This is a genomic window from Ruminococcus sp. 5_1_39BFAA, from assembly GCF_964240875.1.
Taxonomy (GTDB): domain Bacteria; phylum Bacillota; class Clostridia; order Lachnospirales; family Lachnospiraceae; genus Blautia_A.
Map to the genome: position 1 here is coordinate 1 of NZ_CAXSVO010000035.1, position 25,343 is coordinate 25,343.

Annotated in this window: 31 protein-coding genes and 1 pseudogene; 28 read left to right on the forward strand and 4 right to left on the reverse strand. The window is 45.7% G+C overall.

Annotated elements, in window-relative coordinates:
• Nucleotides 1-108 precede the first annotated feature (108 nt).
• Nucleotides 109-639, reverse strand: a complete 531-nt coding sequence (locus ACESZH_RS21070) for a PadR family transcriptional regulator (protein WP_195549135.1) — start codon at nucleotides 637-639, stop codon at nucleotides 109-111.
• A 216-nt stretch (nucleotides 640-855) separates the two neighbouring features.
• Here ACESZH_RS21070 and ACESZH_RS21075 point away from each other — a divergent pair, with 216 nt between their 5' ends.
• From ACESZH_RS21075 to ACESZH_RS21100, 6 genes are all read left to right on the forward strand, one after another.
• Nucleotides 856-2,238, forward strand: coding sequence for an MATE family efflux transporter (locus ACESZH_RS21075; RefSeq protein WP_373218983.1), 1,383 nt, complete (start codon nucleotides 856-858; stop codon nucleotides 2,236-2,238).
• 48 nt (nucleotides 2,239-2,286) lie between these two features.
• Nucleotides 2,287-2,604 (forward strand): winged helix-turn-helix domain-containing protein, encoded by a 318-nt coding sequence (locus tag ACESZH_RS21080; RefSeq protein WP_373218982.1) that lies wholly within the window; start codon nucleotides 2,287-2,289, stop codon nucleotides 2,602-2,604.
• Nucleotides 2,605-2,791: 187 nt separating this feature from the next.
• The gene (locus ACESZH_RS21085; protein ID WP_373218981.1) at nucleotides 2,792-2,974 is read left to right on the forward strand and encodes a DNA-binding protein; all 183 of its coding nucleotides are present in this window, start codon (nucleotides 2,792-2,794) and stop codon (nucleotides 2,972-2,974) included.
• 41 nt (nucleotides 2,975-3,015) lie between these two features.
• Nucleotides 3,016-3,690, forward strand: a complete 675-nt coding sequence (locus tag ACESZH_RS21090; protein ID WP_373218980.1) for a response regulator transcription factor — start codon at nucleotides 3,016-3,018, stop codon at nucleotides 3,688-3,690.
• Complete coding sequence (locus ACESZH_RS21095) at nucleotides 3,641-5,077, forward strand: ATP-binding protein (RefSeq protein WP_373218979.1); 1,437 nt, start codon at nucleotides 3,641-3,643, stop codon at nucleotides 5,075-5,077. The genes ACESZH_RS21090 and ACESZH_RS21095 overlap by 50 nt, the downstream gene beginning before the upstream one ends.
• A 142-nt stretch (nucleotides 5,078-5,219) precedes the next feature.
• Nucleotides 5,220-5,987 carry a hypothetical protein gene (locus ACESZH_RS21100; RefSeq protein ID WP_373218978.1) on the forward strand — a complete coding sequence of 256 codons (768 nt, stop codon included), beginning with the start codon at nucleotides 5,220-5,222 and terminating at the stop codon, nucleotides 5,985-5,987.
• A gap of 182 nt (nucleotides 5,988-6,169) precedes the next feature.
• Here the strand turns inward: ACESZH_RS21100 and ACESZH_RS21105 are convergent, their stop codons facing one another.
• Nucleotides 6,170-6,535 carry a helix-turn-helix transcriptional regulator gene (locus ACESZH_RS21105; protein ID WP_343840041.1) on the reverse strand — a complete coding sequence of 122 codons (366 nt, stop codon included), beginning with the start codon at nucleotides 6,533-6,535 and terminating at the stop codon, nucleotides 6,170-6,172.
• A gap of 809 nt (nucleotides 6,536-7,344) precedes the next feature.
• Between ACESZH_RS21105 and ACESZH_RS21110 the strand changes: the two genes are divergently transcribed.
• The 3 genes from ACESZH_RS21110 to ACESZH_RS21120 are packed head-to-tail and all read left to right on the forward strand — an operon-like array spanning nucleotide 7,345 to nucleotide 8,801.
• On the forward strand, nucleotides 7,345-7,779 hold the full coding sequence (locus tag ACESZH_RS21110) for an RNA polymerase sigma factor (protein WP_373218977.1): 435 nt from the start codon (nucleotides 7,345-7,347) through the stop codon (nucleotides 7,777-7,779).
• Nucleotides 7,766-8,014 (forward strand): helix-turn-helix domain-containing protein, encoded by a 249-nt coding sequence (locus tag ACESZH_RS21115; RefSeq protein ID WP_373218976.1) that lies wholly within the window; start codon nucleotides 7,766-7,768, stop codon nucleotides 8,012-8,014. The genes ACESZH_RS21110 and ACESZH_RS21115 overlap by 14 nt, the downstream gene beginning before the upstream one ends.
• Nucleotides 7,992-8,801 (forward strand): DUF3825 domain-containing protein, encoded by an 810-nt coding sequence (locus ACESZH_RS21120; RefSeq protein WP_373218975.1) that lies wholly within the window; start codon nucleotides 7,992-7,994, stop codon nucleotides 8,799-8,801. Before ACESZH_RS21115 ends, ACESZH_RS21120 begins: the two co-directional genes overlap by 23 nt.
• Before the next feature lie 108 nt (nucleotides 8,802-8,909).
• Here the strand turns inward: ACESZH_RS21120 and ACESZH_RS21125 are convergent, their stop codons facing one another.
• The gene (locus tag ACESZH_RS21125; RefSeq protein ID WP_373218974.1) at nucleotides 8,910-9,863 is read right to left on the reverse strand and encodes a hypothetical protein; all 954 of its coding nucleotides are present in this window, start codon (nucleotides 9,861-9,863) and stop codon (nucleotides 8,910-8,912) included.
• Between the two features lie 37 nt (nucleotides 9,864-9,900).
• Nucleotides 9,901-10,293, reverse strand: coding sequence for a hypothetical protein (locus ACESZH_RS21130; RefSeq protein ID WP_158370245.1), 393 nt, complete (start codon nucleotides 10,291-10,293; stop codon nucleotides 9,901-9,903).
• Nucleotides 10,294-10,579: 286 nt separating this feature from the next.
• On the opposite strand from ACESZH_RS21130, the gene ACESZH_RS21135 reads away from it, so the two are divergent.
• The 19 genes and pseudogenes from ACESZH_RS21135 to ACESZH_RS21225 all read left to right on the forward strand — a co-directional run bounded on the left by ACESZH_RS21135 (nucleotide 10,580) and on the right by ACESZH_RS21225 (nucleotide 25,341).
• Nucleotides 10,580-11,443, forward strand: a complete 864-nt coding sequence (locus ACESZH_RS21135) for a helix-turn-helix domain-containing protein (protein WP_158370243.1) — start codon at nucleotides 10,580-10,582, stop codon at nucleotides 11,441-11,443.
• A 12-nt stretch (nucleotides 11,444-11,455) separates the two neighbouring features.
• The gene (locus ACESZH_RS21140) at nucleotides 11,456-11,659 is read left to right on the forward strand and encodes a hypothetical protein (RefSeq protein ID WP_158370241.1); all 204 of its coding nucleotides are present in this window, start codon (nucleotides 11,456-11,458) and stop codon (nucleotides 11,657-11,659) included.
• 709 nt (nucleotides 11,660-12,368) lie between these two features.
• Nucleotides 12,369-12,797, forward strand: a complete 429-nt coding sequence (locus ACESZH_RS21145; protein WP_262575303.1) for a helix-turn-helix domain-containing protein — start codon at nucleotides 12,369-12,371, stop codon at nucleotides 12,795-12,797.
• 572 nt (nucleotides 12,798-13,369) lie between these two features.
• A complete protein-coding gene (locus ACESZH_RS21150) occupies nucleotides 13,370-14,065 on the forward strand; it encodes a sigma-70 family RNA polymerase sigma factor (RefSeq protein WP_373218973.1) in 696 nt (231 codons plus the stop codon).
• Nucleotides 14,066-14,274: 209 nt separating this feature from the next.
• Nucleotides 14,275-14,856 carry a hypothetical protein gene (locus ACESZH_RS21155; RefSeq protein ID WP_373218972.1) on the forward strand — a complete coding sequence of 194 codons (582 nt, stop codon included), beginning with the start codon at nucleotides 14,275-14,277 and terminating at the stop codon, nucleotides 14,854-14,856.
• Entirely contained in the window at nucleotides 14,849-15,169 is a 321-nt protein-coding gene (locus ACESZH_RS21160; RefSeq protein WP_158370174.1) for a hypothetical protein, read from the forward strand. The genes ACESZH_RS21155 and ACESZH_RS21160 overlap by 8 nt, the downstream gene beginning before the upstream one ends.
• Entirely contained in the window at nucleotides 15,150-15,629 is a 480-nt protein-coding gene (locus ACESZH_RS21165; RefSeq protein WP_158370172.1) for a hypothetical protein, read from the forward strand. Before ACESZH_RS21160 ends, ACESZH_RS21165 begins: the two co-directional genes overlap by 20 nt.
• Before the next feature lie 16 nt (nucleotides 15,630-15,645).
• Entirely contained in the window at nucleotides 15,646-16,353 is a 708-nt protein-coding gene (locus tag ACESZH_RS21170; RefSeq protein ID WP_373218971.1) for an HNH endonuclease, read from the forward strand.
• On the forward strand, nucleotides 16,350-17,645 hold the full coding sequence (locus ACESZH_RS21175) for a DUF2800 domain-containing protein (protein WP_158370164.1): 1,296 nt from the start codon (nucleotides 16,350-16,352) through the stop codon (nucleotides 17,643-17,645). Before ACESZH_RS21170 ends, ACESZH_RS21175 begins: the two co-directional genes overlap by 4 nt.
• Nucleotides 17,646-17,767: 122 nt before the next feature.
• Complete coding sequence (locus ACESZH_RS21180; RefSeq protein ID WP_178670081.1) at nucleotides 17,768-18,349, forward strand: DUF2815 family protein; 582 nt, start codon at nucleotides 17,768-17,770, stop codon at nucleotides 18,347-18,349.
• A gap of 81 nt (nucleotides 18,350-18,430) precedes the next feature.
• Nucleotides 18,431-20,410 (forward strand): DNA polymerase, encoded by a 1,980-nt coding sequence (locus ACESZH_RS21185; protein WP_373218970.1) that lies wholly within the window; start codon nucleotides 18,431-18,433, stop codon nucleotides 20,408-20,410.
• Nucleotides 20,411-20,420: 10 nt separating this feature from the next.
• A complete protein-coding gene (locus ACESZH_RS21190; RefSeq protein ID WP_318583161.1) occupies nucleotides 20,421-20,759 on the forward strand; it encodes a hypothetical protein in 339 nt (112 codons plus the stop codon).
• 48 nt (nucleotides 20,760-20,807) lie between these two features.
• Nucleotides 20,808-21,209, forward strand: coding sequence for a hypothetical protein (locus ACESZH_RS21195; protein WP_178670075.1), 402 nt, complete (start codon nucleotides 20,808-20,810; stop codon nucleotides 21,207-21,209).
• The gene (locus ACESZH_RS21200; RefSeq protein ID WP_158370154.1) at nucleotides 21,193-21,588 is read left to right on the forward strand and encodes a hypothetical protein; all 396 of its coding nucleotides are present in this window, start codon (nucleotides 21,193-21,195) and stop codon (nucleotides 21,586-21,588) included. Before ACESZH_RS21195 ends, ACESZH_RS21200 begins: the two co-directional genes overlap by 17 nt.
• Nucleotides 21,589-21,606: 18 nt before the next feature.
• Complete coding sequence (locus ACESZH_RS21205; RefSeq protein WP_318583162.1) at nucleotides 21,607-22,674, forward strand: DUF932 domain-containing protein; 1,068 nt, start codon at nucleotides 21,607-21,609, stop codon at nucleotides 22,672-22,674.
• Nucleotides 22,623-22,871 carry a hypothetical protein gene (locus ACESZH_RS21210; RefSeq protein WP_178670071.1) on the forward strand — a complete coding sequence of 83 codons (249 nt, stop codon included), beginning with the start codon at nucleotides 22,623-22,625 and terminating at the stop codon, nucleotides 22,869-22,871. Before ACESZH_RS21205 ends, ACESZH_RS21210 begins: the two co-directional genes overlap by 52 nt.
• Nucleotides 22,872-23,261, forward strand: a complete 390-nt coding sequence (locus ACESZH_RS21215; RefSeq protein WP_318583163.1) for a VRR-NUC domain-containing protein — start codon at nucleotides 22,872-22,874, stop codon at nucleotides 23,259-23,261.
• Nucleotides 23,258-24,638, forward strand: a pseudogene (locus ACESZH_RS21220) (SNF2-related protein). Before ACESZH_RS21215 ends, ACESZH_RS21220 begins: the two are co-directional and overlap by 4 nt.
• A 49-nt stretch (nucleotides 24,639-24,687) precedes the next feature.
• Nucleotides 24,688-25,341 (forward strand): hypothetical protein, encoded by a 654-nt coding sequence (locus ACESZH_RS21225; protein ID WP_158370146.1) that lies wholly within the window; start codon nucleotides 24,688-24,690, stop codon nucleotides 25,339-25,341.
• Nucleotides 25,342-25,343 lie beyond the last annotated feature (2 nt).

Consider the following 25,343-nt stretch of genomic DNA (forward strand, 5'->3'; position numbering starts at 1 on the left):
CGACAGCAAAACCTTACATATCTATTTCTTATCAGAAAGATTCACTTTCCAAAGACACAAGATTTTTTACAGCCTCGTCGAGCCACCCGTTTTACGGGTGGGGGCGACTTAATTTTCCAACCTCGCTTTTACTGATGTAATCCATGTTTCAATTGCTTCGGCTAGTATTAACTGTTGGTGTAAAACTGCCATTCCGGTTTCTGGTATTTCAGGCACATTTTCTTTTGCAAGGATATTCTCTTGTAGATAAGATTTTAGATTTGCCACATTTTCTTCAATATTAGCAAGACAGGACTTTTGTTTATCTGCTGGAAGGCTGTCCAAATTTACAATTACCGCATTAAAATCCAGAAAAATATGAATAGGCTTACCAGCAATCTCCATCATAAGTTTCTCAAATTGCCGTTCGCCAGCTTCCGTCAAAGAATACACCGCCTTTTCAGGCATTTTCCCTTCTTTCACGGTCACGCTATTGATAAGTCCTTTTTCCTCTAACTGAATAACTTTTTTGTAAATAGAAGGGGTACTGATTTTCACCCATCTTGATATATTGCGATATTCCACTAATTTCTGAATGTCATAGGCGCTTAGAGATTCTTTTTTCAGTATTCCCAACACAATTAAATCTATGGTAGCCATATGTTCTCCTTTTATAATTACGTTTTTTATATTACTGTAATTTATACTAATTTATTTTATGGAGAGTGTCAAGCGGGAAAATTGATAAAGTGCTATAAATTATAGCAAAAAGCCTGTTGACCTTTACTATAATTTATAGTAGTATAATTGCTGCGATATTTTACTATAAATTACAGTACAGTAATTTATATCATGAGTACGAAAGGAGTATTTACAATGAAAGAACGTAACAACAAAATGGAGCTTTTGGGGAACGCACCTATTCCGAAAGCACTTATGGCACTTGGCATCCCGATTATGATTGGAATGTTGATAAACGCCCTGTATAATCTGGTGGATGCCTACTTTGTAGGAGGACTGGGAGAAAGTCAAATGGGTGCGATTTCGATAGTGTTTCCATTGGGGCAAGTGGTTGTAGGATTAGGTCTGATGTTTGGTAATGGAGCTGCATCTTATCTTTCAAGGCTTCTAGGACGTGGAGACAAAGATACTGCGAATAAGGTCGCAAGTACAGCGCTGTATAGCAGTGTTTTAGTTGGGGCAATTATCATTATTCTTGCTACTATCTTCTTGAAACCGATTTTAACTTTATTAGGAGCAACAGATACAATCATGCCTTATGCATTGACATATGCTAGGATTTATGTGGTTTCATGTATTTTTAATGTATTCAATGTGACTATGAATAATATTGTCACAAGTGAAGGCGCAGCGAAAACCACTATGTATGCTTTGTTATTGGGAGCTATATTGAATATTGGTTTAGATCCGATCTTCATTTATGTACTTGAAATGGGAGTTGCCGGGGCTGCTATTGCTACAGCTATTTCGCAGCTTGTTTCTACACTTGTTTATTTGAACTATGTATTGCGGAAAAAGAGTGCATTTACTTTCAGTGTAAGAGAGTTTGCGCCCACAAAACAAATGATGGCAGAGATATTGAAAATAGGTGTTCCAACGCTGACGTTCCAGCTTCTTACCAGTCTTTCTATTGCACTGATTAATCGGGCTGCAAATGGATATGGGGATGCTGTTATTGCCGGAATGGGGGCCGTTACCAGAGTTACATCAATGGGAACATTGGTGGTATTTGGCTTCTTAAAAGGATTCCAGCCGATTGCAGGATTTAGCTATGGGGCTAAGAAATTTGACCGATTGCAGGAGGCGATTAAAACATCAATCCTGTGGTCAACGATTTTCTGTGTAATTGTAGGATTGCTGATGGCCGTATTTTCCACACAAATTATTTCCCAGTTTACAGACGGCAATGCAGAGATGATTTCTGTCGGTCAAAAATCACTCATAGCGAATGGTTTTTCATTCATGCTGTTTGGATTTTATACGGTATATTCTTCTTTGTTCCTTGCACTTGGCAAAGGTACAGCAGGCTTTATTCTTGGAGCTTGTAGGCAGGGGATCTGCTTTGTACCAGTTATTCTGATTCTTCCGGTGCTTTGGGGACTCAATGGAATTCTTTATGCACAGCCGATTGCGGATGTGATTTCTGCAGTAATTACCATTTTTATGGCATTACACCTCCATAAGGAATTATCTGCGGAAAAAACAAAGATGATTTCTATAGAACAGGGGAATCTTTAAATGAGGATAGTAGATGGAAATTAGTTCGTTAAATTAAGGAGGGCGGAGATGTCTGTACAAATGAATATAGAACGGCAGCCTGCCATCCAGCGTGGGAACCTCACTATTGATCCACAGTACTATACGGTCACATTGGCCGGAGAGGAAATTGATCTTTATCCCAAAGAATTTGATGTTCTCTGCCTATTGACACAGTATCCCGGTTGGGTGCTTTCTCCTGAACAGATTTACGGTGCTGTTTGGAAGGAGAGTGTGATTGGCTGCGAGCGTGTGGTCTATAACGTGATTTGCCAACTGAGGAGGAAATTGAAGAACCCGGATATGATCCAGACGGTTATCAGGAGAGGATATAAGTTTGTGGGATAGGGTAATCCCCTGGAGCAGTGAAAAGAACTGTTCCGGGGGATTTTGCTGCTTGGGGAAGTTAGGCTATATTTGAGGTAATTGATTTCTGTTTTTTAAGTTATCAGAAAATTCAAGGAAACTTAAGGTTATCAAACTTGCTTGTTTCGTTTTAACGAAATATAATAGTACCCATTAGGAGGGGAGAAATATGGATTTCATGACGACAAAAGAAGCTGCTGGGAAGTGGGAACTGACGGAGCGGATGGTACAGTATCATTGCAAAGCGGGGCGTATTCCTGGAGCGATAAAAATATCCGGTGTCTGGCTGATACCAAAAGGTATAGGGCGACCTGTTGATAAAAGATATAGAAATTTCAAATCTACAAAGTAGATACAAATAACTATGGTAAGATAAAAGACGGAGGTGGTTATGTGCAAAAAATATTAATTGTTGAAGATGATCTTTCCATACAGGCATTACTTCATGACTTTATCCAGGAAGCAGGATATGATGTGACATTAGCAGGGGATGGTGTGGAAGCGATAACTGAATTCTCTAAGAAACCATTTGATTTAATTCTTTTGGATATCATGCTTCCAAAAGTTGATGGATATGGTGTTTGTGAGGTAATACGGCAAAAATCTGATGTCCCTATTATTATGCTTACAGCATTGGATAGCGAACAGGAACAAATTAAAGGATTGGATTTACAGATAGATGATTATATTACAAAACCGTTTTCTATGCCTATTCTGATAAGAAAAATAGCTGCGGTACTTCGACGTACGTCAAAACTTACAGAGACATCAGCTACCATTGAATATAAAAATCTAATGCTGGATTTAGATGGATACAAAGTCTATATAGGGAAAGAAAGTGTCGATTTAACTCCGCGCGAGTTTGAAATTTTGAGAGAACTATTGTCTCATAAAGGTAAGATATTAACACGGAAAAATCTGCTGCAGATACTTTGGAAGTATGAATTTTTTGGAGATGAAAGGATTATTGATACTCATATTAAAAACTTGCGGAAAAAATTAGGGGAAGCAGATTACATTGAAACAATCAGAGGGGTGGGATATAGAATTGATAAAGAAGATTCGTAGCAAACTGTCAGTTAAGGTTTTTGCAATAACTATTTTAACAACAGTAATTTGCTGTATGATTAGTTATGTTTTCCTTTTATGGTTTGTCCCCAATATATATCAATATGATTTGGCTGAAGCTGAATCGTGGATAACTTTTTTACCCGATATCATGTCGGAAGAACCGAAAGAAAATGCATCAATTTGGTTTGAGGAAATAGGTGAATCCATACAGAACAATTATGATGGTGAATTTGAATTGCATTTTTTTCAGGCAGATGGACAAGAGGTAAGTTTACAGGATGTAAATCAACTTATTGGAGGAAAAATATCTGATTATGATAAAGTAGAGAAAACGGAACCATATTCGGTTATATTTGTGGACGATGATTCACCATATACCATCCTGATGACAAGAAACCTTGCAAAACGAACGCAAACAGAGGAAACTTTAGGTAAGGCCCTGCCTGGACTATGTATTGTCGTATTTGTAGTATCGATTATTACCGCACTTTTCTATTCTTTATATATGACTGCTCCAATAAAAAGAATCAGCAGAATATCGAAGCAAATGGCGGATATGGATTTTAGTGGTCTTTGTACGGTTAAGAGGACAGATGAGATAGGTGTGCTTGCAAATAGTTTGAATGAGTTGTCCGGGAAATTATCTACGGCTCTTACAGAACTGCAGGAAGCAAATCAAAAACTCCAGGCCGATATTGAAAAAGAGCGTCAGCTAGAACGACAGCGGTTAGAATTTTTTTCAGCAGCCTCCCATGAATTGAAAACACCCATTACAATTATTAAAGGCCAGTTACAGGGAATGCTGTGTCAGATTGGAAGATATAAAGACAGGGAGACTTACTTAGCACAATCCTTGGAGGTTACGAATACTTTAGAACAGATGGTGCAGGAACTTTTAACTATTTCCCGATTAGATACGCCAGGATATGGTTGCAAAAAAAGTTATTTTGATTTTGAAAAACTTTTAAAGACACGATTAGATGTATATGAAGATTTAATTATTCAAAAAGATTTATTATTGGAGAGTTCTTTATCGTTGGATACTCTTTTGTTTGGTGATGAGGTATTGTTGCAGAAAGTGGTTAATAATCTTTTAAGTAACGCAATAGCATATTCTCCGGATGGCAGCGAAATATTTGTGAAACTATGGTCTGAAGCGGAGGGGATTTATTTTACAATTGAAAATACCAATGTTCATATACCAGAAGAGGCTCTTCCCAAATTATTTGAGGCTTTTTACCGGGTGGATCAATCGCGCAATCGGCAGACAGGCGGCAGTGGGTTGGGATTGTATATTGTTAAGACTATTCTTGATCTGCATGATGCGGAAATACGAGTGAAGAATACATTCCGTGGAGTTTGTGTTTCAGTACATTTTAAATGAGTTCATAATATTGAGGACAACGATTTTGGTTCGTTGTCCTTTTTCTATCTCCACATTAAAAACATATTTGATACAAAACCAATTCAAACAGTAATGGTATCTTTATATCGTACCGATAAGAGTACAGAAAGGAGCAACTAATATGAAAAAAAGAACACTAGTATTTTTAGCAACCATGTTATGCCTTAATATTTCGACGGGGTGTATGGCACAGGACAATAACATTCCTGATGCCACATCCAAAGACATCGAGACATCCATGCAGGAAGGTTCAACATCAGTCCGATCACAAAATGGCGGCACATCGTATGAAACTGCATATAAGAATTTGTTGTCATTTAAAAGTGAAGATTATTCAAATAGTACTGTTGATGAATTTGATCAGTTGTTGACTTCAACGGGTGATTTATCCGTATTATTTGAAGATTACTCTGCAGTAGCAGAAAAGATATCAGAAGATGATGAAAACTACGATTTCATTACAATTACGATGAATGCTTCTCTGGATGAAATATACTGTAAGGAACTGAACGATGAGATTGGGTTTGAATGCCGTGTAATGAAACGTGGAAATCTTACGGAGCCGCTTAATGAAGAAGAACAGAAGATTTTGGAGGCGGAGCCGATATATGATTTTCAATTCTATGCATCCTGCTATATTCATTACCAGATTACAGATAAGACCCTCACAGTGGAGAAAAGAGATGAGGCGCTGAAAACTTTTCGGGACGATTTGCAGTCTTATGTAGACACATTAAGCGAAGAAGAAATTGCAAATGGAAATGTAAAGGAATTGCTGGAGAAAAAGGCTCAGGAAATAGCTGACAATCTTGAGGTGAAGAAAATGGAATTAGATTTCGATGTCCAAACTATTTCAGTAGCTGGAAATGGTATAGAAATTGATGGGTGAAACGGAGGCCTTGGAGCAGATCGTAGGGTATGCTCCAAGGCAAATTTGTTACATTCTGTCGAACGATTTTCAAAATATTATACCATTCATAACTCATCCATAACTCGTTCATAAGTCGGTTTTTTATAATGGCAGATAATGAGAAAAACCAGCAGCAACAAGGAATTCTTGTCCTACTGGTTTCACTCAGATTTTTCCGCATCGGACTCACTGTGCTGGGCGAGAAATTGCTCAGTCATACAGTCCACGGTGTTCAACATGAATTTCCGTTCCTGCGGATGGCATATTTGGAATTTCCCGATGAGATGCTCTACATCCATATCTTCATCGGAAATCTCCGGGTTGAACAGTATGTTGGCTGAAATTCCTAACCGGTTCACAATCGGGTATAGGATTTCAAAGGAAGGGTTCATCAGTCCCCTCTCTATGTTCTGGACGGTTTTGATCGCCACATGGCAATCATCCGCCAGTTCCTGTTGGGTTAGCTTGCAGACGTGTCTTGCGGCGCGGATGCAGTTACCCAAATGTGCTAATTTGTCTTTCGGCATAATCATTCACCTCACATATATTCTATCGTGCCGATTTGGGTTTTCACATTCCCTAATCGTACCTACATAGTATGCAAGATTATGCCGATTGTGGAAATGGAATATAGAAAGCCCTGTTGGGGAGCCAATAAAAAAAACGGCTTCCCGCAGCAGGGCTTATTCGTGTTTGCCATCTGTGGTTTGCCGTAAGGAGAAAACCGTGGATGGCATTATTTTTGTGAAAGGATATAGGTCCCCGCCGGGTGGACAATTAAAAAAATCCTAGCATTCGATGCGGAGTTTTATACCTACGAACAGGCATTATATTGCGTGTCCAATACCTACAATAATACCTATAACGCATATTACTACCATATCTGGAACTATCACGTCAGGAAGCATCAGCGGCTCCCTGGCGTTTTTCTATGTCAATTTCTGACGAATTTCCTTGATTGTTATTGGAGCAGAGGACCTCCGTGTTTGTTTTGTGCCTCTATTGAAAATATAGTCCATGAAAAATTTTTTTGAAAAATTTCCGTTTTCATTTCCGATTTTGAAAAGCTGAATTGTTTTAGTTATTTAAAGGGGAAAAAGGGGCATTTCTACTGTCCGGAAAAATTTTTTGAAAAAATTTTGAAAAACCTTTCCGGTTTGGGGTGGGCAGATCTGTCTTAGTAGTTAAAGGGGACAAAAGGACAGTTCTGCCACTTGGAAAAATTTTTTGAGAAATTCTGAAAAATCTTTCCGGTTTTGCATGGGCAGATTCGTCTTAGTAGTTCAAAGGAGGCGATAAGGACCACTCAAAACTGCATAAGAAAGGGGGAACGATCATGTCGGCTCCCTTAAAAGACAAGGACTGCATCATTGCCATATTTGACAGTTTTGCCAAGACTGTGATGAAGAACGAGTGCAGGAATGCAGTGGATGAAGAAAAAAGAAAACGAGAAAGAGAACAGGCGGTGACAGAAAAGCTGCAATATCTGTTTGAAACACAGATGCAGGAGGATGTCTATCCGTCCGAGCATCTGGTTCTGCAGGGAAAATCCCACATCTGTGTGATTACCAGCGAATGGCTTTACAATGCCATGCTGAAATTATCGGAAACACAGAGGGAGGTACTGATCCTGGATTTCTGGTATGGGTACACGGATATTGAGATAGCTGCACAGTTTGCTGTTACGTCAAGGACAATTTACAACTGGCGGCAGAAGGCTTTTGCTGCTATACGAAAGTATTATGAAAGGAACCATTATGAAAGAAAATGAACTTACATATGAGCTGATCTGCGCCGCCGTAAGAGGCGAGCGCGAAGCTCTCGACCAGATTCTAATTTACTATGACGATTATATCAACACATTAGCGACTGTGAAGGCGGAGGATGCCCAGGGGAAAGAGTACCAGTATGTCGATGGAGATTTAAAGACACGGATTCAGATGAAATTGGTGGATGCCATACCGAAATGGAGGGGACTTAGAAATGTTGACGACAGATTTATTTGATTTTGCCTATGTGCCGGACTGGTACGGACAGTTGGACGAGTTATCAAGGATAGCTCTCCCGGAGCCGTGGCGGTTCAAGAAACCAACCAATGTGACGAAGAACCAGGACACACCCATTTTGGAACGCTATATACATATGATTTTTCGCAAACAATGCATTGAGTTCAATTCAGCAGAAGATGACAGAAAAGCAGCACGGTTTTTCCATGTGGAGAACGAGAGGGCCTGTTTCCATACTGGACTATATAACAGCCGGTATAAAGGGATTTACGCTTTCTTTGACCGGAACCACAGAAAGGATTCCATGCTGGAATGGTATTTCCGGGGATTTTGTGACGAGCTGTCGCCGTGGCTTCGATACATACAGCCTCTGCCGCAGAAACCTTCCTACTACACAGTGAAACGGGGAGCAGGATTTAATCCGGACTGGCCGATCAGGGTAAACGTAGAACACATATTAGGGGATACAGAAAATCTGGAGAGGATTCCGGCGAAGATCCGCAAGGCAAAGAACCTGCCGCTTTTGTTTGAAACAGCGGTGGAGCTTGGCAGGAGGAGGGCCGTGGTGGAACCGGGGCTTGTAGTGCCGCAGGGATACCAGGGGAAGATACAGTATCTTCTTCCGGTTTACCTAACGAACATGAAAAAACCGGATCTCGTGATGACGTTGGAAGTAATGGACGGTTATTACATGGGACACACCTGCCTGACTCTGGAGATGGCTTACCTAAACGCCAGAGTGGTCGCAAGGCCGCTGGTCCCGTGGCTGACAGAACTTGTGAAATAAAGATAAGAGAATAAAGATAGAGAGACGCCCGACAAAGTTAGATGCACATAGGATTGTGCTTTGTCGGGCGCAAAGTAAGAAAACGGTTGATGGTTTATTGTGTCCGAATTAATTTATGGACATGGATGCCAACAAGGCAATTTTCTCATTCATGAGGTCTATGACATGCTGGCCGAGTTCCTCAAGCCATTGGGCATTGATCTCCCAAAAACTCTCCTTACGAAGCTGTATTTCCAGCAGCCGCTTCATCTGCCACAGGGTGTCCTGAAATGCTTCCGCCTGGTCAGAAATGCAGGTGGCTTCAATACTGCCCGGTTCCGCAGAACGGCTGCGGCCGGTGCTTTTATCATATACACGCAGCTTTCCTTCGCTGGCGGCCTTTACATACCGTTTGGTCGCATCGTCCATCAGGAGTGTGGCAAAGTACATGGCAAGTCCGGCTTCATCAATAGTTGACGGATAATAGCAGAAGGCCATTTCCAGAAAGTTCAGCAGCTTCTCTACAAGGTATCCCCATTCGTTTGGCTCCCACTTTAAAAGCTCCGGGTGATAAAACTCCTTGTTGTCGATCCTGCAGTGCTGTTCTTCTACATATAACGCGATAGCCTCTGCAATGAATTCTGACCACATCCAGTAGCCTTCCTGCTTTGCCCGTTCTGCTGCAAGACCCGGATTATTGAAGCGGTGCAGGTCGTCAGAACGACATTCATTGTGGATGGCATAATAGTGACCCAGTTCATGCCAGAGATAGTGGCAGAAATAATCATCCGCAAGAGGTATCTTTTGCGGATCAGGTATGTATTTTTGCCAGATAAGGATGGCATCCCCAAGATCCCCATGGATCATCTCCATGATGGACGTGTAATGATCCTCGTCAATATCCGTCTGGCGGGAACGTAATTTTGCAACGAGCATTTTCCGGGTAGGGAATACGGTCTTGTCACTGACGATATGGATTTCCGGGATAGGTATTGTGTCCATGCCGGGAAAAGGCGGCATAAATCTTTGGAAGATTGCCAGTGCTTCCGGTATCCATGCTTTTATCTGTTTCTGCGTAACCATGGCAGTGCTCCTTTATGTGAAGGTGATCGGTGTTTGGTCAGGATTGATTTTCATCCACTTCTTTTACACCGAAATATATGATAGTGTTTTCCGTCTTGCTGTAGTCATATACGACGCCGTGCATTTCATAGTCGAAATCCATGTCGCTCATGTATTTTAATACATGCGGCTGGTCGGGGGGATAGCAGTCGCAGGTACACCGGGAAAATTCTTCCATACCGGAAAGCTCGTCAATGACGGCACGGATAAGGCTGTCGGCAGCGTTGTAGATATTGGAACCGTATTCAATGGCAGCCAGTTCCGGGCGGACAGGATAAGAGATGCCAGCTTTTAGGTGCGGGTCGCAGCATTTTTCCTTACGGGTGCCGCTGTGTATATCATCATCGTCAAATTCAAGGACATCTGGGAAACGGTAGATTATGTATTTCATGCGGGTACTTCCTTTCAGTTTCTATTTTTACTAAGAAGTATACCACGGCGGCAGTAAAATGAATAGCCGTTTTGTGTATCATAAAACGGGGCAGGATGGCTGCCAGCGGGAGACACAGAAAATTGATTCCCGCCCGAAAAAACATAATGTGAAATATAATTCAATAAAAATACTAAAATTCAAGAACAAAGAATGATTGAAAATATTTGAATTCAAATACAAAAAATATATTGACTTATAATTCGAAATATGATATAAGTAATTCAAATAAAAGGAGGATAGTTCAATGGAAGAATTCGATATTCAGAGATTGATGGACAATATAAACAGCATTATTCAGCAGAAAAATATAAAGATTGGAGAGATGGAAAGTGATATCGGAGTATCTCCCGGATATATCTCGCGCCTGACCAAAAAAGGGAATGGAGCCGCGACATCGGCAGATTTAATATGGAAGGTAGCAAAATATCTGGGAGTCAGCGTGGACTTCCTTATGGATGGCAACGCAGCAAAAACGGCAGATAATCTCCGGTATATGCAGGGGTTTATCAATAAGCTGATGGTCCGTACTGAATCAGCGGAACTTTGCTGGGAACCGATTACCACGAAATATGTGAACCAGATTATGGCCGGAGGAGACGGTGAATTGTTCATAGTAAAGGAGTGTGGAAAGACAGAACATGTGGACAATGGGAACGATCTCCCGATTATTGAAGAGAATACGTTTAGTGAGGACAACTACACATACCGGCGCGTGAAAAAAAATAGAATCTGGTCTTCGGCAGCCCCGCTGGAGTATGTATGGCTGGATGGACCGGGATTTGTCGCAAAATTGAATGAGGAAACAGAACTTTATATTTTCTCCATGGGCATTAGTTTTGGTACCGATCATGGAAATATCGAAGATACATTTTATGACGTGTATATGAGAAAATATGTAGTGGATGATTCCCCGGATGTATTATGCGGAAACATGGGTGAGCCCATTTTTTACTGGAAACTGATACCTCTCTGTAATACATTTAATAACGCATCTTCCATCAGAGAGGATATCATTGGTCTGTATAACAGTGCAAGCAATCATGCCTATGATATAAAGCTGGATGCCGATGCAAAGAGTTTTATAGATGAATTCATGGGCTTAATTTAAGGAGGGCATCGGATGAATTACAAGAGCAACATGGCAAAGTCGCCAAATGGTGCGACCCTTGGGGAGCGGATCACGATAAGGGGCGGCTATGGGCTCCATTACAAAGCAGGGAAAAAGCAGGATGACCTTACCGTGGAACAATTAGTAGAATGCGTTTCTGGAAGAAAAGTGAAAGAAATCATATATTTCCCACAGTCAGAGAGTTCTTTGAAATAGGACCAGGATGGCAACGCAGGATAAGGAACTGCAAAGAAAGCGAAAGATATGGACTGCACGAGTTTTGTCAATTATGAGCACGGCCGGAGCAGGATGGACGCGGGACTTATTGGCCTTATGGAATCCATCTGCCCTGGCCGTTTTTGCTGTTATAAGTATGCGTAAGATGGTATCTGATGTAGCAGCGAATTAATATCGGCGGCATTTGATAGAGGAATGTAATATCAATAAAGCATCACGGGGGCAGAAAAATAGACAAAAAATACCAGAAATCAATGTGTAACTCTTGCAAAATCTGCCAATTTGTGATAATATAAAATACTCACATGAGATATGTGAGGTTTGATATCCAATTTTACATAAGATTGACAATGAACCTGTTTTATTTTAATTCTAAAGATGATGGGAAAATATGAGGTGATGAAAGCAGTTTAGAATTTTAGAATAGCAAAAGTTACATATTTAATGATTTAGCAAAAATACTCTAGTTGATTATTAAAAACGAAAAATTTTGTCAGGACTGTAGATGAAATCAACGGTAGAAGTGCGCAAATCTTTATGTAACCTTTGCTTTTTTGATATAAAAAATATGGCTGAGGCAAATAGAGAGTTGGGCTGCATTTAATAAGAACTGTGCAGAACGCAGAACCTATTTGCCTCAGCCTTTTTATACGGAAAAGCCTCCATTAGCATGAAGGAGGTGATGGTGTTGAAACAGGAATGGGTATCGGACCTGGAAGCAACCGGAAAAAAATTAAAGACACTCAGAAAACGGGCCGGCCTGACACAGGAGCAGCTGGCAGAGCGGGTGGGCGGCACCTGTACAAACACCGTCATCTCACGTTATGAACGTGGCAGTACTGAGATGGGAATCCAGACGATGTACGATTTAGCGGAGGCGTTGGGAGTGCCGCCGTCAGAGCTGACCCCGGACCGGCTGCTACATAATAACGATGGCATTCATAATGACAATAACACTTATAAAGCTTCAGAAAATAAATCCTTGGGGCAGCAACAGACCGGCACAGCTGATATTTATTCCCTTTACAGCCAGCTGGATGGGCCGAATAAGAAAATGATAGATGAAATGATAAGTCTGATGCTTTTTAAACAGAAGCATACAGAACGGTTAGCATGAACCGTGTGGATTAAGAAAAACAGGAAAATCCGCACGGTTTATTTTTTTTGTCTTTTTTCAGCGCAGTTTTTATCTAATCTGCACTTTGTTTCAGATTGTTGAAAGTTTCCTTTTTATTGATTTGAGTGACCATGAAAATGATTTTTTAAAATTGGACTTATTTGTCTATTTTTAAACCGGGATTGGACTTTTGCGTTGAGGTAATGTCTGCATGTTCTTGTTAGAATATTTCCAGAGCAGGGGAACGGACAAGACCTAAGGCTGGATAACCCGAATGGGTGGATGCTCCCCGCTTAATAAAATATCGAATGCCTGACTAGTAAATGCATAAGGGCAAAGGTTCTCATACAGCTTTTTACTTCTGACATCGGCTTGGAAATAAGCCGTCGGCATGGAGAAAGGGTGTATAGGAGTATACCGCAGAACCCTTGTGACTTTTTAGCCGGATTGTGTCAGCCGCTGTGTACTCCGAAAGAGTGACATGGCGTTTTTTTCGTTGTGGAATTTCCAACCCTATGGATCTTCATGAGCACCTTTGCCCAGACCGCATTCCAGGCGGAAAGGACAAGACCATGAAGGATGAAAGAATTATCGTAACTGAGGAAACCACATTAAATAAGCTGCTGGAGATGATTGGACAGGCTGAGAAAGCGCAAAAGACACCAACTGCTAAGAACCTGCGTGAAAACGCGGGAGCGCCAATCGCGGAGACGGAGAATGGAGACTGCAAGGTATACAGAAATGGTTATGCGGTCTACGTCAACGGTACTGGAACTGCGGTCCTCTGGCTGGCAGACTGCAGCTCTTTTACTTACCGCTTTGCACAGCTTGGTGACAGGGAAAAGGAGTACATGGCTGATACGGATACTCTGGACGAGTCTTTCTTTGGGGAGCAGCCGTGGTTCATGGCAGTGATGATCAGAGGAGGGCACCAGGTGGAGAAAAACAGCATGAACCGTCAGTTTGACCGCAAAGGGGCAAAAAAGGACTTGTGGGATGAAGATGAAACGGAGGAAAAGAGAGGACAGAGTTGGACTTCCGGAGATTATTATGAAAGCCCGGAGGAAGCGTGTATTTGCAGAGAAACTATGAAAGAGCAGCTTGGAAGACTGACGGATAAACAGAGGGAGGTATTTATCCTTTACCATGTTTATGGGTTTGAAAAATATGAGATTGCGGAGCGGCTTGGCGTAAGCCGTGCGGCGGTTACTTACCGATTACTAGGGGCAGAGGACAGGCTGAGTAAAAATTTTCTGAAGAAATTTTGAAACCTACTTAATTTTGTACTTCTCCCGCGACTATTTATGAGAGGAACTTTTCAAGAAGCCCACAGGCACACAGGGAAACCTCCCAAAAATCTGTGAGAGGAGGATAAGCCCATGAAGGTAATTTAAGCATTGGCACTGTAAATCCATAATACAACAAATCTGCCGCTTTCCTGTTTCGGGAGGGCGGCAGCCATGAGAAGGAGGCCAATATGAACAAAAATAAATGCGAGGCGTGCAAAGAACGTAAGGAGCGTATCTATATCTGTTCCCCGCTGCGGCTAAAAGCACAGGAACCAGAGAGGGCAGAAATAGAGCTGAAGGACAACCTTGAAAGGGCAAAGGCAGCCTGCAGGCTGGTGGCGAAGCTCGGAGCCGTTCCGCTCTGCAGCCATCTTTTCTGCACACAGTTTCTGGATGATGCGGTTGCAGATGAGAGGAAGATCGGAAGGCGCATCGGCCTGGAACTGCTGAAGGATGCGGATGAACTGTGGTGCTTTTCTGAATATATCTCCGAAGGGATGATGGAAGAAATCGCGCTTGCATCGAAGCTGGGAATTCCGGTGAGAACCATTGGGGAATCGGCAGGGCTGCTGGGGAAGGCATCCGGCAAAAAATGCTGTGATCGGCAGGAACCGTGCGGGGCAGAAGGCACAGAGGATGCGGATATTGAGATCGGGATTCCCCTTTGCGGTGTTCAGGATGCAATGGAGGCGGTTAAGAAACTGCTGGAAGTCATTTTTGGTGATGGAATGACCGGAACAGATAAGAAGGGGGAAAACGGCAATGAGTAAGAAATGCAGGGCACAGCACAGCGGACCACACCGCCGTCATGGTGACCGGAATGTGCAGACACGCTATTCCGGCAAATGCAGGGGGCAGGAAATTACAAAAAATGTCCAGGAGGAAAGCAGGATGAAGGATGAAAAGAAAAAGGAAGGTAGCAAGAAGGATTTTGTGCCGGTTATTATCCCGGAAATCAAGGTCAAAATCCATGAGCTGCATATCCACATGGATGAGCGTATGGATACCGTGAATTTTAATGGGGACTGTGAGGTGTCCATTGCGGGTGGAGAGGAGGAAGCGTATGGCGAAGAAGACAGATGACAAACTGAAAACTATTCTGGTTCCGGTAGATGCGTCAAAACTCAGCCAGGGACTGAAGGCCGCTTTCATGGGCATTGCAATGGTCTTTGACAGCATCGGGGCCGGAGAAGCTGCCCTGGAATTGAAAGCTGCGGCCGGAGAGGTTTCCTGTTCCACAGATGAAGCAGAAACCAGACAGGGGGATACTGACGGAGCGGATATTGTAGAAAGCACAGGGAGTGATGAGATTGGCAGCGAAAACAAGAGTGATGCAGCCGTGGAGACTTCCGATACCGGACAGGCAGCGCCGGCCGCTGTTACGGTGGATGACATCACAAAGGTCATTGTAGCGAAGATCAAGCAGAAACGCATCAACAACGAAAAGATCGGGCAGCTTTTAAAGACCTACGGCGTGGACAAGGTCAGCAGCCTTCCTGCTGAAAAGTATGAGGCATTCCTGACGGATATCTCCCAGCTTTAAATGGGGGGAGACCGGAGTGGATGGCAATGATGCTGCTATGCAAATTCCGCTGACATGTGGGAAGGCAGCCTTAATAGACGCAGTGGATTACCCCAAAATCTGTGGATATAAATGGCGTTTTCATAGCGGATATGCGCGGGCTTTTAAATATAATCCATCCACTCAAAAGAACGATGCCATACACATGAGCCATTTGATCATGCCGTGTCCGCCAGGAATGGAGATAGACCATATCAATAGGGATAGGCTGGATAACCGTAAATGTAATCTCAGAGTGGTAACACGTTCACAGAACTGTGCCAACAGAGGTTCTTTCAAAAACTCAGTCTCGCAGTATAAAGGGGTCCATTGGAATAAGAAGATGGAACTGTGGGAAGCGGCAATAAGGAAGGATGGTATCCAGACAGCAATCGGTGCGTTTAACGACGAGGTCGCTGCTGCAAGCGCATATAACGATTATGCCAGAAAGATGTGGGGAGAATATGCAGCCCTTAATGATATAGAAGAGGTGGATTATAAGAGAATGCGCCATTTAAAGCCTGAAAATTCAAGATCCAGATTCCGTGGGGTAACGATGCACAAATGTGGAAAGTGGACAGCGAGACTGACCATAAATGGAAAGAGGAAAACGCTCGGATATTTCACCACGCAAGAGGACGCGGCAAGAGCATATAACAGGGCTTATGAAGAATACACAGGCAGGGAGGGACCAAATGTAATATGAGTAAGAAAGAAGTAAAACCAGTCAGGGCTCAGGACTTTGCAGGACACAGGTGGGACGGCCCCGTGCTGGACCATGCATCGCGGAAACATGCCCTGCTCACAGCATCCGGTTCAGAGCGATGGAGGCACTGCACACCATCCGCCCGGCTGGAAGACCAGTTCCCAAATGCATCATCCGTCTATGCTGAGGAGGGGACAGCGGTACACGAGTATTGTGAGTACCTTGTCAGAAAGGATCTCCACGAGCGTGTCCAGATGCCGCAGTCAGATTTCTATACGGAAGAAGTTCTGGGATATGCGGAAATTTACAGGCAGTTTGTCATGGAGCAGGTTGAAAAATTGAAACGGGAGGGGCTGAACCCTATGGTCCTGGTGGAGGAGCGGCTTGACTTCTCTAATATCGTGCCGGAAGGATTCGGTACAGGGGACTGCCTGATTGCCGCGGAAGGTAAACTGCACGTTATTGACTACAAGAACGGCTATCATCATGTGGATGCGGAAAGGAACAGCCAGCTGATGCTATATGGCTGCGGGGCATTAAATGCTTATGACTATGTCTTTGATGTAGAGGAAGTTTCCATGACGATTGTGCAGCCGAGGATAGAAAATATCTCCACATTCACTTGCAGCAAAGAAGAACTGCTGGCATGGGGCGAAGAGCTGAAACCCGTTGCGAAAATGGCTTTTGAGGGAAAAGGAGAACAGAATCCGGGGGAATGGTGCCATTACTGCAGGGCAAAACATGTCTGCAGGGCTTGTATGGACGCGGCGTTATCGCTTGCCAGGGAAGAGTTTCTCGATCTGGATGACGGCATCCTGGCTGATACAGCAGAAGAAACAGATGTCACAGCACCTTATAATCCGGATGAATCCGCACCCGTATTTAAAGCGCCGGGGTTGGTGAGTTTCCCGGAACTGGTAGCGGTCCTGCCAACCCTGAACCGTATCTCGTCCTGGATAGAGTCTGTTTTTGCTTTTATATCCGGGGAGGCGATCAACCATGGTGTGGCGGTGGACGGTTATAAAGTGGTGGAAGGCAGGACCAAGCGGGTATTTACTGACACAAAAGCAGTCATAAAAGCCGCGGAGGAACAGGGTTATACGGATATCTATAAGCAGGAGCTTCTGACCCTTACGGAGTTTGAGAAGATGATGGGCAGAAAGAAGTTTGCACAGATCCTTGGAAAGTATGTGGCCAAGCCTCCCGGAAAGCTGGCGCTTGTCCCGGAGAGCGACCCAAGGCCGGCAGTGGACGTAAGCAGTGCCGGGGATGAATTTGAGGCATTGGAATAGTGGGTTCCAGTCCGCACACCAAAGACACACAAATAATCCGGGGCGCATAGACGGCGCATATTTATTCGCCGGTCCTGTGCGTCCTTTTATAGCAGAAAAAATGATTATGGAGGGAAACATTTATGGCAAACCAGAAGAATTTCAGCGCAACAAAAGTGATCATCCCGTGCCGCATTTCCTTTGCGAACATCTGGGAAGCGAAATCAATTAATGGAGGGGAAGAAAAGTATTCCGTATCCTGCGTGATTCCAAAGTCGGATAAAAAGACCATCGCTAAGATCCAGAAAGCTGTGGAGGCGGCGAAGGAGGACGGGAAGACCCGCAAATGGAGCGGTAAGATCCCGCCGAACCTGAAACTTCCGCTCCGTGACGGTGATATCGACCGCCCGGATGATGAGAATTATCAGGACTGCTATTTCCTCAATGCCACCAGCAAGGATGCCCCGCAGGTGGTTGACCGCAGGGTGCAGCCGGTCACAGACCCGATGATGGTGTATTCCGGCTGTTACTGCAACGTATCCGTAAATTTCTACGCATTCAATGCGAACGGAAACCGTGGCGTTGCGGCGGGGCTTGGGAATATCCAGTTTGTGAAAGATGGGGAACGCCTGTCAGGGAAGGCTTCAGCGGATGCGGACTTTGATGCTTTGGAGGATGACGGCGGGGATGTCCTTGGGGATGACACGCCGGATTACCTGAGCTGACCCTTTGATGAGACAGATGGGACACATGGGAGGGCGGGAGGAATCCTTCCCTCCCTTTTTACATGCGGCGGAGGTGATTGAATGAGTGAAAGAACATCGGGGGAAAAGCCAAAGGTACTTGGGATCGATATAGAAACATTTTCTGATGTAGACATCACCAAATGTGGCGTCTACAAATATGTGGAGGGTGATTTCCATATCCTTCTGTTTGCTTACGCTTTTGATGATGAAGAGGTAAAAATTGTGGATATGGCCTGCGGGGAAAGCATCCCGCAGGAAGTCCTGGATGCCGTTGATGATCCGGATATCATCAAAGCTGCATGGAACGCACAGTTTGAACGGACCTGTATCGGGCATTACCTTGGGCGGGTACTGGACCCGGATTCCTGGAGGTGTTCCATGGTACACGCCGCCTCTCTTTCTTTGCCGCTGGCGTTGAAGAATGCGGCAAAGGTATTAAAGACCGGACAGCAGAAGGACAGGGCAGGAGAGAACTTGATCAAATATTTTTCCGTCCCATGTAAGCCGACTAAGGCCAACGGCGGCAGGACAAGGAACCTGCCGGAGCATGATCCGGAAGGATGGCAGAAGTTTAAGGATTACTGCCTGCAGGATGTACGGACGGAGCGTGACATCCGAAAACGGCTGGAGGCATTCCCGATGCCGGATCAGGAGTGGGACTATTACCATATGGACCAGAGGATCAATGACCGGGGAGTGCAGATTGATACGGAACTGGTGGAGATGGCAATTGTCTGTGACCTGATGCTGTCGGATGAAATGGGCAAAAGGGCATATGAGCTGACCGGCCTTGAGAACCCGAACAGCGTCTCACAGCTGAAGAACTGGCTTGAGGAACGGGGGATTCCGGTGGAGAGCCTTGGGAAAAAGGATGTGGCGGCAATGATCACAGACCTTGATAAGAATGGCTGCGACCAGGAAGCACTGGATATGCTGAAACTCCGGTTACAGATGGCAAAGTCCAGTGTGAAAAAGTACCAGGCTGCACAGCGGTGCGTCTGTGAGGACGGAAGGGCAAGGGGGCTGTTCCAGTTCAATGGGGCAGCAAAGACAAACCGGTGGGCCGGCCGTCTGATCCAGCTGCAAAATCTTGTGAGAAATGAGATCAGCACACTGGATGAAGCCAGGGAGCTTGTAAAAATGGGGGAGTTTGAATTTTTGGAATCCATCTATGGGAATGCACCTGACATTCTTTCACAGCTGATCCGGACGATGCTGGTTCCGAAGGAGGGGTACGAGTTTATTGTTGCTGACTTTTCCGCCATTGAGGCGAGGGTGCTGGCATGGCTGGCCGGGGAGCAGTGGCGGCTGGATGCTTTCCGTAATGGGGAGGACATATACTGCGCATCGGCATCACAGATGTTCGGCGTGCCCGTAGTAAAGCATGGGGTCAATGGGGAACTGAGGCAGAAAGGGAAGGTTGCGGAACTGGCGTGTGGCTATCAGGGAGGCAGCGGTGCGTTGATTTCTATGGGCGCACTGGAAATGGGCCTAAAAGAAGGAGAACTCCCGGATATCATCGAACAGTGGAGAAACGCTTCCCCGCACATCGTGCAGTTTTGGTGGGATGTGGAGAAAGCTGCCACAGAAACGGTTAAAACCCATGAGGAACACGTTGTTGGAAAAGTCGGGTTTCAGTTTTATGGAAACACGCTCTGGATGGTGCTGCCAAGCGGGCGGAAGCTGGCTTATCTGAAACCGAGGCTCCAGCCTAACAGGTTTGGGAGGATGAGCCTGACCTTTGAGGGGATGGGCGCAAACAATAACTGGGCGAGGCAGGAGAGCTACGGAGGCCGTATGGTGGAAAACTGTACACAAGCAACAGCGAGGGACATCCTTGCGGAAGCCATGCGGCGGCTGGAACAGGCTGGGTTTGAGATTGTCGGCCATGTACACGATGAAGTGATCATTGAGGCGCCGGTTGGAAGATACAAGGTGGACGAGGTCTGCCGGCTGATGGCAGAAAACCCTCTGTGGTGCCCGGACTGCCCTTTGGACGCTGCCGGTTACGAAGCACCTTCTTATTATTTTAAGGATTAGAGGTGGAAAAATGGCTCATGTATTATCAGTCAAAGACGGGAGAAATGTGGCTGTGTTCGGCATCCGTGACATTCTTGATATTGTAGGGGATTGTGCTGGCAATGATATCCAGCATTATCTGGAAGAACACCTTGCGGATATCGGGGAGATGGAAGCAGAATTTGAACTTGCGGACAAGGAGCATGAAAAAGAACTGGAGCGGCAGGGGGAGCACCAGCGGTCTATGCTGAGCGATATTAAGGAGGAGGCGGAAACCCTGGAAGAACTGCTCCATGCCCAGAGGCTTGACCGTAAGAAACTGCAAAAGGCAGCAGACAATATCTGGCGGATATGCAGCCGGGAATTGTGAGGGAAGCATATCCGTTCCGTATTGATTGGATTCTAAAGGAGGGTGACGATGGCAAAAGCAGGAAGACCAAAAAGTGAGGAGAAAATCCGGGAGGAAAGGGAGCAGTTTCCTGTCTGTGGGGTGCACCCGGACTGCCATGCTTGGCAGAAAGGAAGATGCATTGCCCTTATGGATAACAGTTTTGGGGAACGGGACTGCCCGTTTTATAAAAATAAGAGCAGGAACCGGAAAGAACAGCAGGAATGCCTGAAATGTCTGGTCAAAAATGGCAGGACGGACCTGTTGGAAAAATATAAAAAGGTGCTGGGCAGACTGGGTGTGTTTGATGCTGCAGACGGATATATGGAAACGGCGGCAGCGGAATTAGAGCGGTATGATGGGGAGTGCATGAAAAACTTCCTGTCAGGTAATTCCGTACCGGAGGAGGGTGAGGATGAATGGGAAGACTGAGGGCTGCATTGCAGGAGGAACACTGCCGGGAGGTGCTTCCGGCAGTATGGAGGAGTGCTATGAGAACCTGGTCACCGCTATTGTGAAACAGGCGGTACGGGATTACGAAAGGATTCTGCTCCAGTTGTTTTCCCGCCCTACGGGGGAAAAGCAGGTACGCTTGAACATGGAAAAGGTGGAACTTGAGGTGTTTTTCCATTCTGCCTGGTATGGGACGTTGACAGACATTGACGGGGACAGGCTGATCCGCACGATGCGATCCCATGCTTTGGATAAGGCAAAAGAAATAATCAGAAAGAAGCACCAAAAACGTCTGAAGGAGATGGGAATGGCAGCGGGCGGTGCTGATAAGGTCAGCAAATCAGCGGAAAAAGTCTGACATCGGAAGGAGGATTTTATGAAAACAGGCAGAAGTTTAAAAGAAGTCATGGCGGAACTGGACCGCCAGAGCAGGGCGAAGAGGGATTATATCGGGCCGGCCGAGGCATTCCATCTCAGGGATGACGGCCGGACATTTGAGATTAACCATGCAGTTTCCGGGCAGCAGGAGGTCTTTGATACCAGCCAACTTTTCCACAGGCAGGTGGCATCGGCACTTGGCATCCCGGCAAAGTATTATGACATGATGTCGGCGCAGAAACCGGAACTGCTGGCAGAGAACGTGAACGCATGGTTTGCGGATAAGACGGGCAGCTATATGATCCGCTCCATGGATTACGGCAGCGGTCCGGTGGCAAGGGCGCTCCTTTCGGAACGGTACCGCCGTATTGACAATATGGATATCGCCACGGCAGTCCTTCCGTTATTTGCCGGGCAGGAACAGTATGAAGTGGTTTCCTGTGAGGTGACGGAGAACCGTCTGTATTTAAAAATCGTGAATCACCGATTGGAGATGGCGGTTGCTCCGGGAGACTATGTGCAGGCCGGCGTGCTGATCTCAAACTCAGAGGTCGGCCTTGGTTCCGTTTCCGTACAGCCGCTGGTCTACCGCCTTGTGTGTACGAACGGAATGATAGTCAATGACATGGGCGAACGGAAGAACCATGTGGGAAGGACTGCCAAAGCGTTAGAGGACAGCTTTCACATTTATTCGGATGAGACTATTGAGGCGGAAGACAAGGCGTTTCTTCTGAAACTCCGGGATGTGACGGCTGCGGCGATTGAAGAGAGCCGTTTTGCACAGGTAGTGGGCAGATTAAAAGAGGCGGCCGATGTGCCGATTACAGGAAAGGTGCCGGAGGTGGTGGAACTTACCGGCCGCAGCTATGGGCTGAACCAGGACGAGCAGGACAGTATCCTGCAGTATCTGATTTCCGGCGGTAACCTCTCAAAGTACGGTTTATCCAATGCCATCACGCGGGCAAGCCAGGAGGTAGAGTCTTACGACCGGGCGACTGCGCTGGAGGGCATCGGGTGGCAGGTAGCAACGATGACGGGGCAGCAGTGGAAGGAGCTGAACGGATAATGGCGGGATGGAACAGAAATGATGAGATTATCCGTGAGAGAGAAGTGTATGTGGACGACCAGTGCTGTGAAAACTGCCGTTACTGGTGCGGCTGGGACCCGGTAGAAAGCGCGAATGGATGCAAAAACTACAGCCGCCCGGATTATGAGCAGCGACCGGAGGGCAGATGGTGCCCGTATTGGAAAGGCGGGAGATAAATGAGGGAGTCAGCAGTTGAAAAAGCATTTGTTGATGCCGTCCGGAAAGCGGGAGGAGAGGCACTTAAATTCACATCGCAGAGCAGGAATGGGGTACCGGACCGTCTGGTACTCTTTTTTAGCGGGAAAGCGGCATTTGTGGAACTGAAAGCACCGGGAAAACAGATGCGCCCCCTGCAAAGGAAACGGCGTAAGCAGCTGGAGGCGCTCGGCTTCCCGGTCTTCTGTGTGGACAGCATGGAACAGATACAGCCGGCAATCAGGGCGCTGGCGGAATGGAATCCGGGGGAGCCGATACCCACGGGTATTGGGGTGCAGGTACCGGAGATTGAAAATACAGAACTGCCCGCAAAGGATACAGAGGCAGGGAAAGGGGATGATGCCCGATGAAGTTCATACCGCATGAATACCAGAGCTATTGTATTGAGTATATCAAATCTCATCCAATCGCAGGACTATTTCTGGATATGGGCCTCGGCTGAGAGCAAGACAGTAATCACTTTATCCGCGATCCGGGATCTGATGCTGGATACCTGTGAAGTGTCCAAGGCGCTGGTGATCGCACCTCTCCGTGTGGCAAGGGACACATGGCCGACTGAAGCAGGGAAATGGGATCATTTGGAAGATATAGACGTGTCAGTTATTGTGGGGGATAAGAAAACAAGGATAGCCGCTTTGAACCATCCGGCAATGGTTTATGTAATTAACCGGGAGAATGTAAAGTTTCTTGTAGAATATTACGAGAAAAATGGGTTGCGATGGGACTTTGACGCCGTTATTATTGATGAACTTTCCTCGTTCAAGAACCACGAGTCACAGCGTTTCAAGTGGCTGCGGAAAGTGCGTCCGTTTGTGAAGCGTATGATAGGGCTGACCGGTACGCCAACTTCCAATGGACTTATGGATCTGTGGGCGGAGATTGGAATCCTTGACGGAGGAGAAAGGCTGGGGCGTTTCATCGGCAGATACCGGGAGGCATACTTTAAGGCCGGAAGCATGAACCCACAGACAGGGGTGGTATTCCAGTATGTCCCGCGCCCCGGAGCGGAGGAGCAGATTTATGGGAAGATTGCCGATATTACGATTTCCATGAAAGCGATGGATTACCTCCATATGCCGGACTGTGTGCCGGCCCGGCACTATGTGGAGATGGATAAAAAAGAGCGGAAACTTTACGATATGCTGCGTAAGGATTTGATTATCCCTTTGAAGGATGCGGATATCGACGCAGCCAATGCCGCTTCTCTGACAGGGAAGCTCCTGCAGATGGCAAACGGTGCGGTCTATGACGAGAACAGCGCCGTGCGGGAGATCCATCAAAGAAAATTGGAAAAACTGGAGGATCTGATTGAAGCCGCCAACGGCCAGTCTGTCCTTGTCGCCTACTGGTTCAAGCATGATCGGCAGAGGATTATGGAGCATCTGTCAAGTATGGGGTACAAGCCGCGGGATATCAAAGAATCCAAAGATATCAGGGACTGGAACGGAGGGAATATTCAGGTAGCCCTTATCCATCCAGCCAGCGCAGGACATGGATTAAATATCCAGTCGGGCGGACACATCCTGATCTGGTTCGGACTGACATGGAGCCTGGAACTATACCAGCAGACCAATGCCAGACTCTGGCGGCAGGGGCAGACAGATGTGGTGACGATCCACCATATCATCTGTAAGGATACGGTAGATGAGGACGTGATGGCGGCACTGGAGCAAAAAGATATCACACAGGAAAAGCTGATCGCGGCAGTGAAGGCGAGGCTGTATTGATACTGGAAACATGGAGCACACAGGAATTTTGCCGGAAGGAGGGTGGACGATGAATGACAAAACGGTCAATGCCGGACAGAACCAGGAGGCGGGGCAGAACCCGAAAGCGGAGCAGGATTCGGGAGAAGTGTTTTTTCAGGAGGCTGCCCTTTTTCTGGCAGAAACATATGGAAGGATGCTTGATGACAGGGTACAGCTTAAAGCGTTGATTGATGCCGGGGTTATCCCGTATACAGAGGAAATGGCAATCCGGGATTTGTCTGCCGTAAGTGTGGGTTACAATACCGAGCGGGTACAGACGAGTAATATCAGCAATATCCCGGAGCGGATTGCCGCTTTGCTGGACAGCGGGTATGTGGAGAAGATGAACAGGCGGCTGAAACAGGAAATGGCTGAAACGGCCAGGGATTACGCATATCTTTGCTGGAAGATCGAAACCGTGGAAACCGCTATGAGGGAGCGGATGAGCAAAAAAGAACAGGATATTTTTGAAAGGATTTTTTTGAGAAAAAGGACCTACCGGCAAATATGCGCTGCCTATAAAAAAGGGACTTTGCATAATAAACAGATCAGTCAGACAAAGAAAAAATGTTTGCAGGCAATAGCCGATCATCTGAAGAATGCCAGCTGTTTTCCTATGTATAGCCGGTACATGGATAATCTGCGGAGGGAATGCCAGCAGGAAAAGGAAAGAAAGGAATAAAT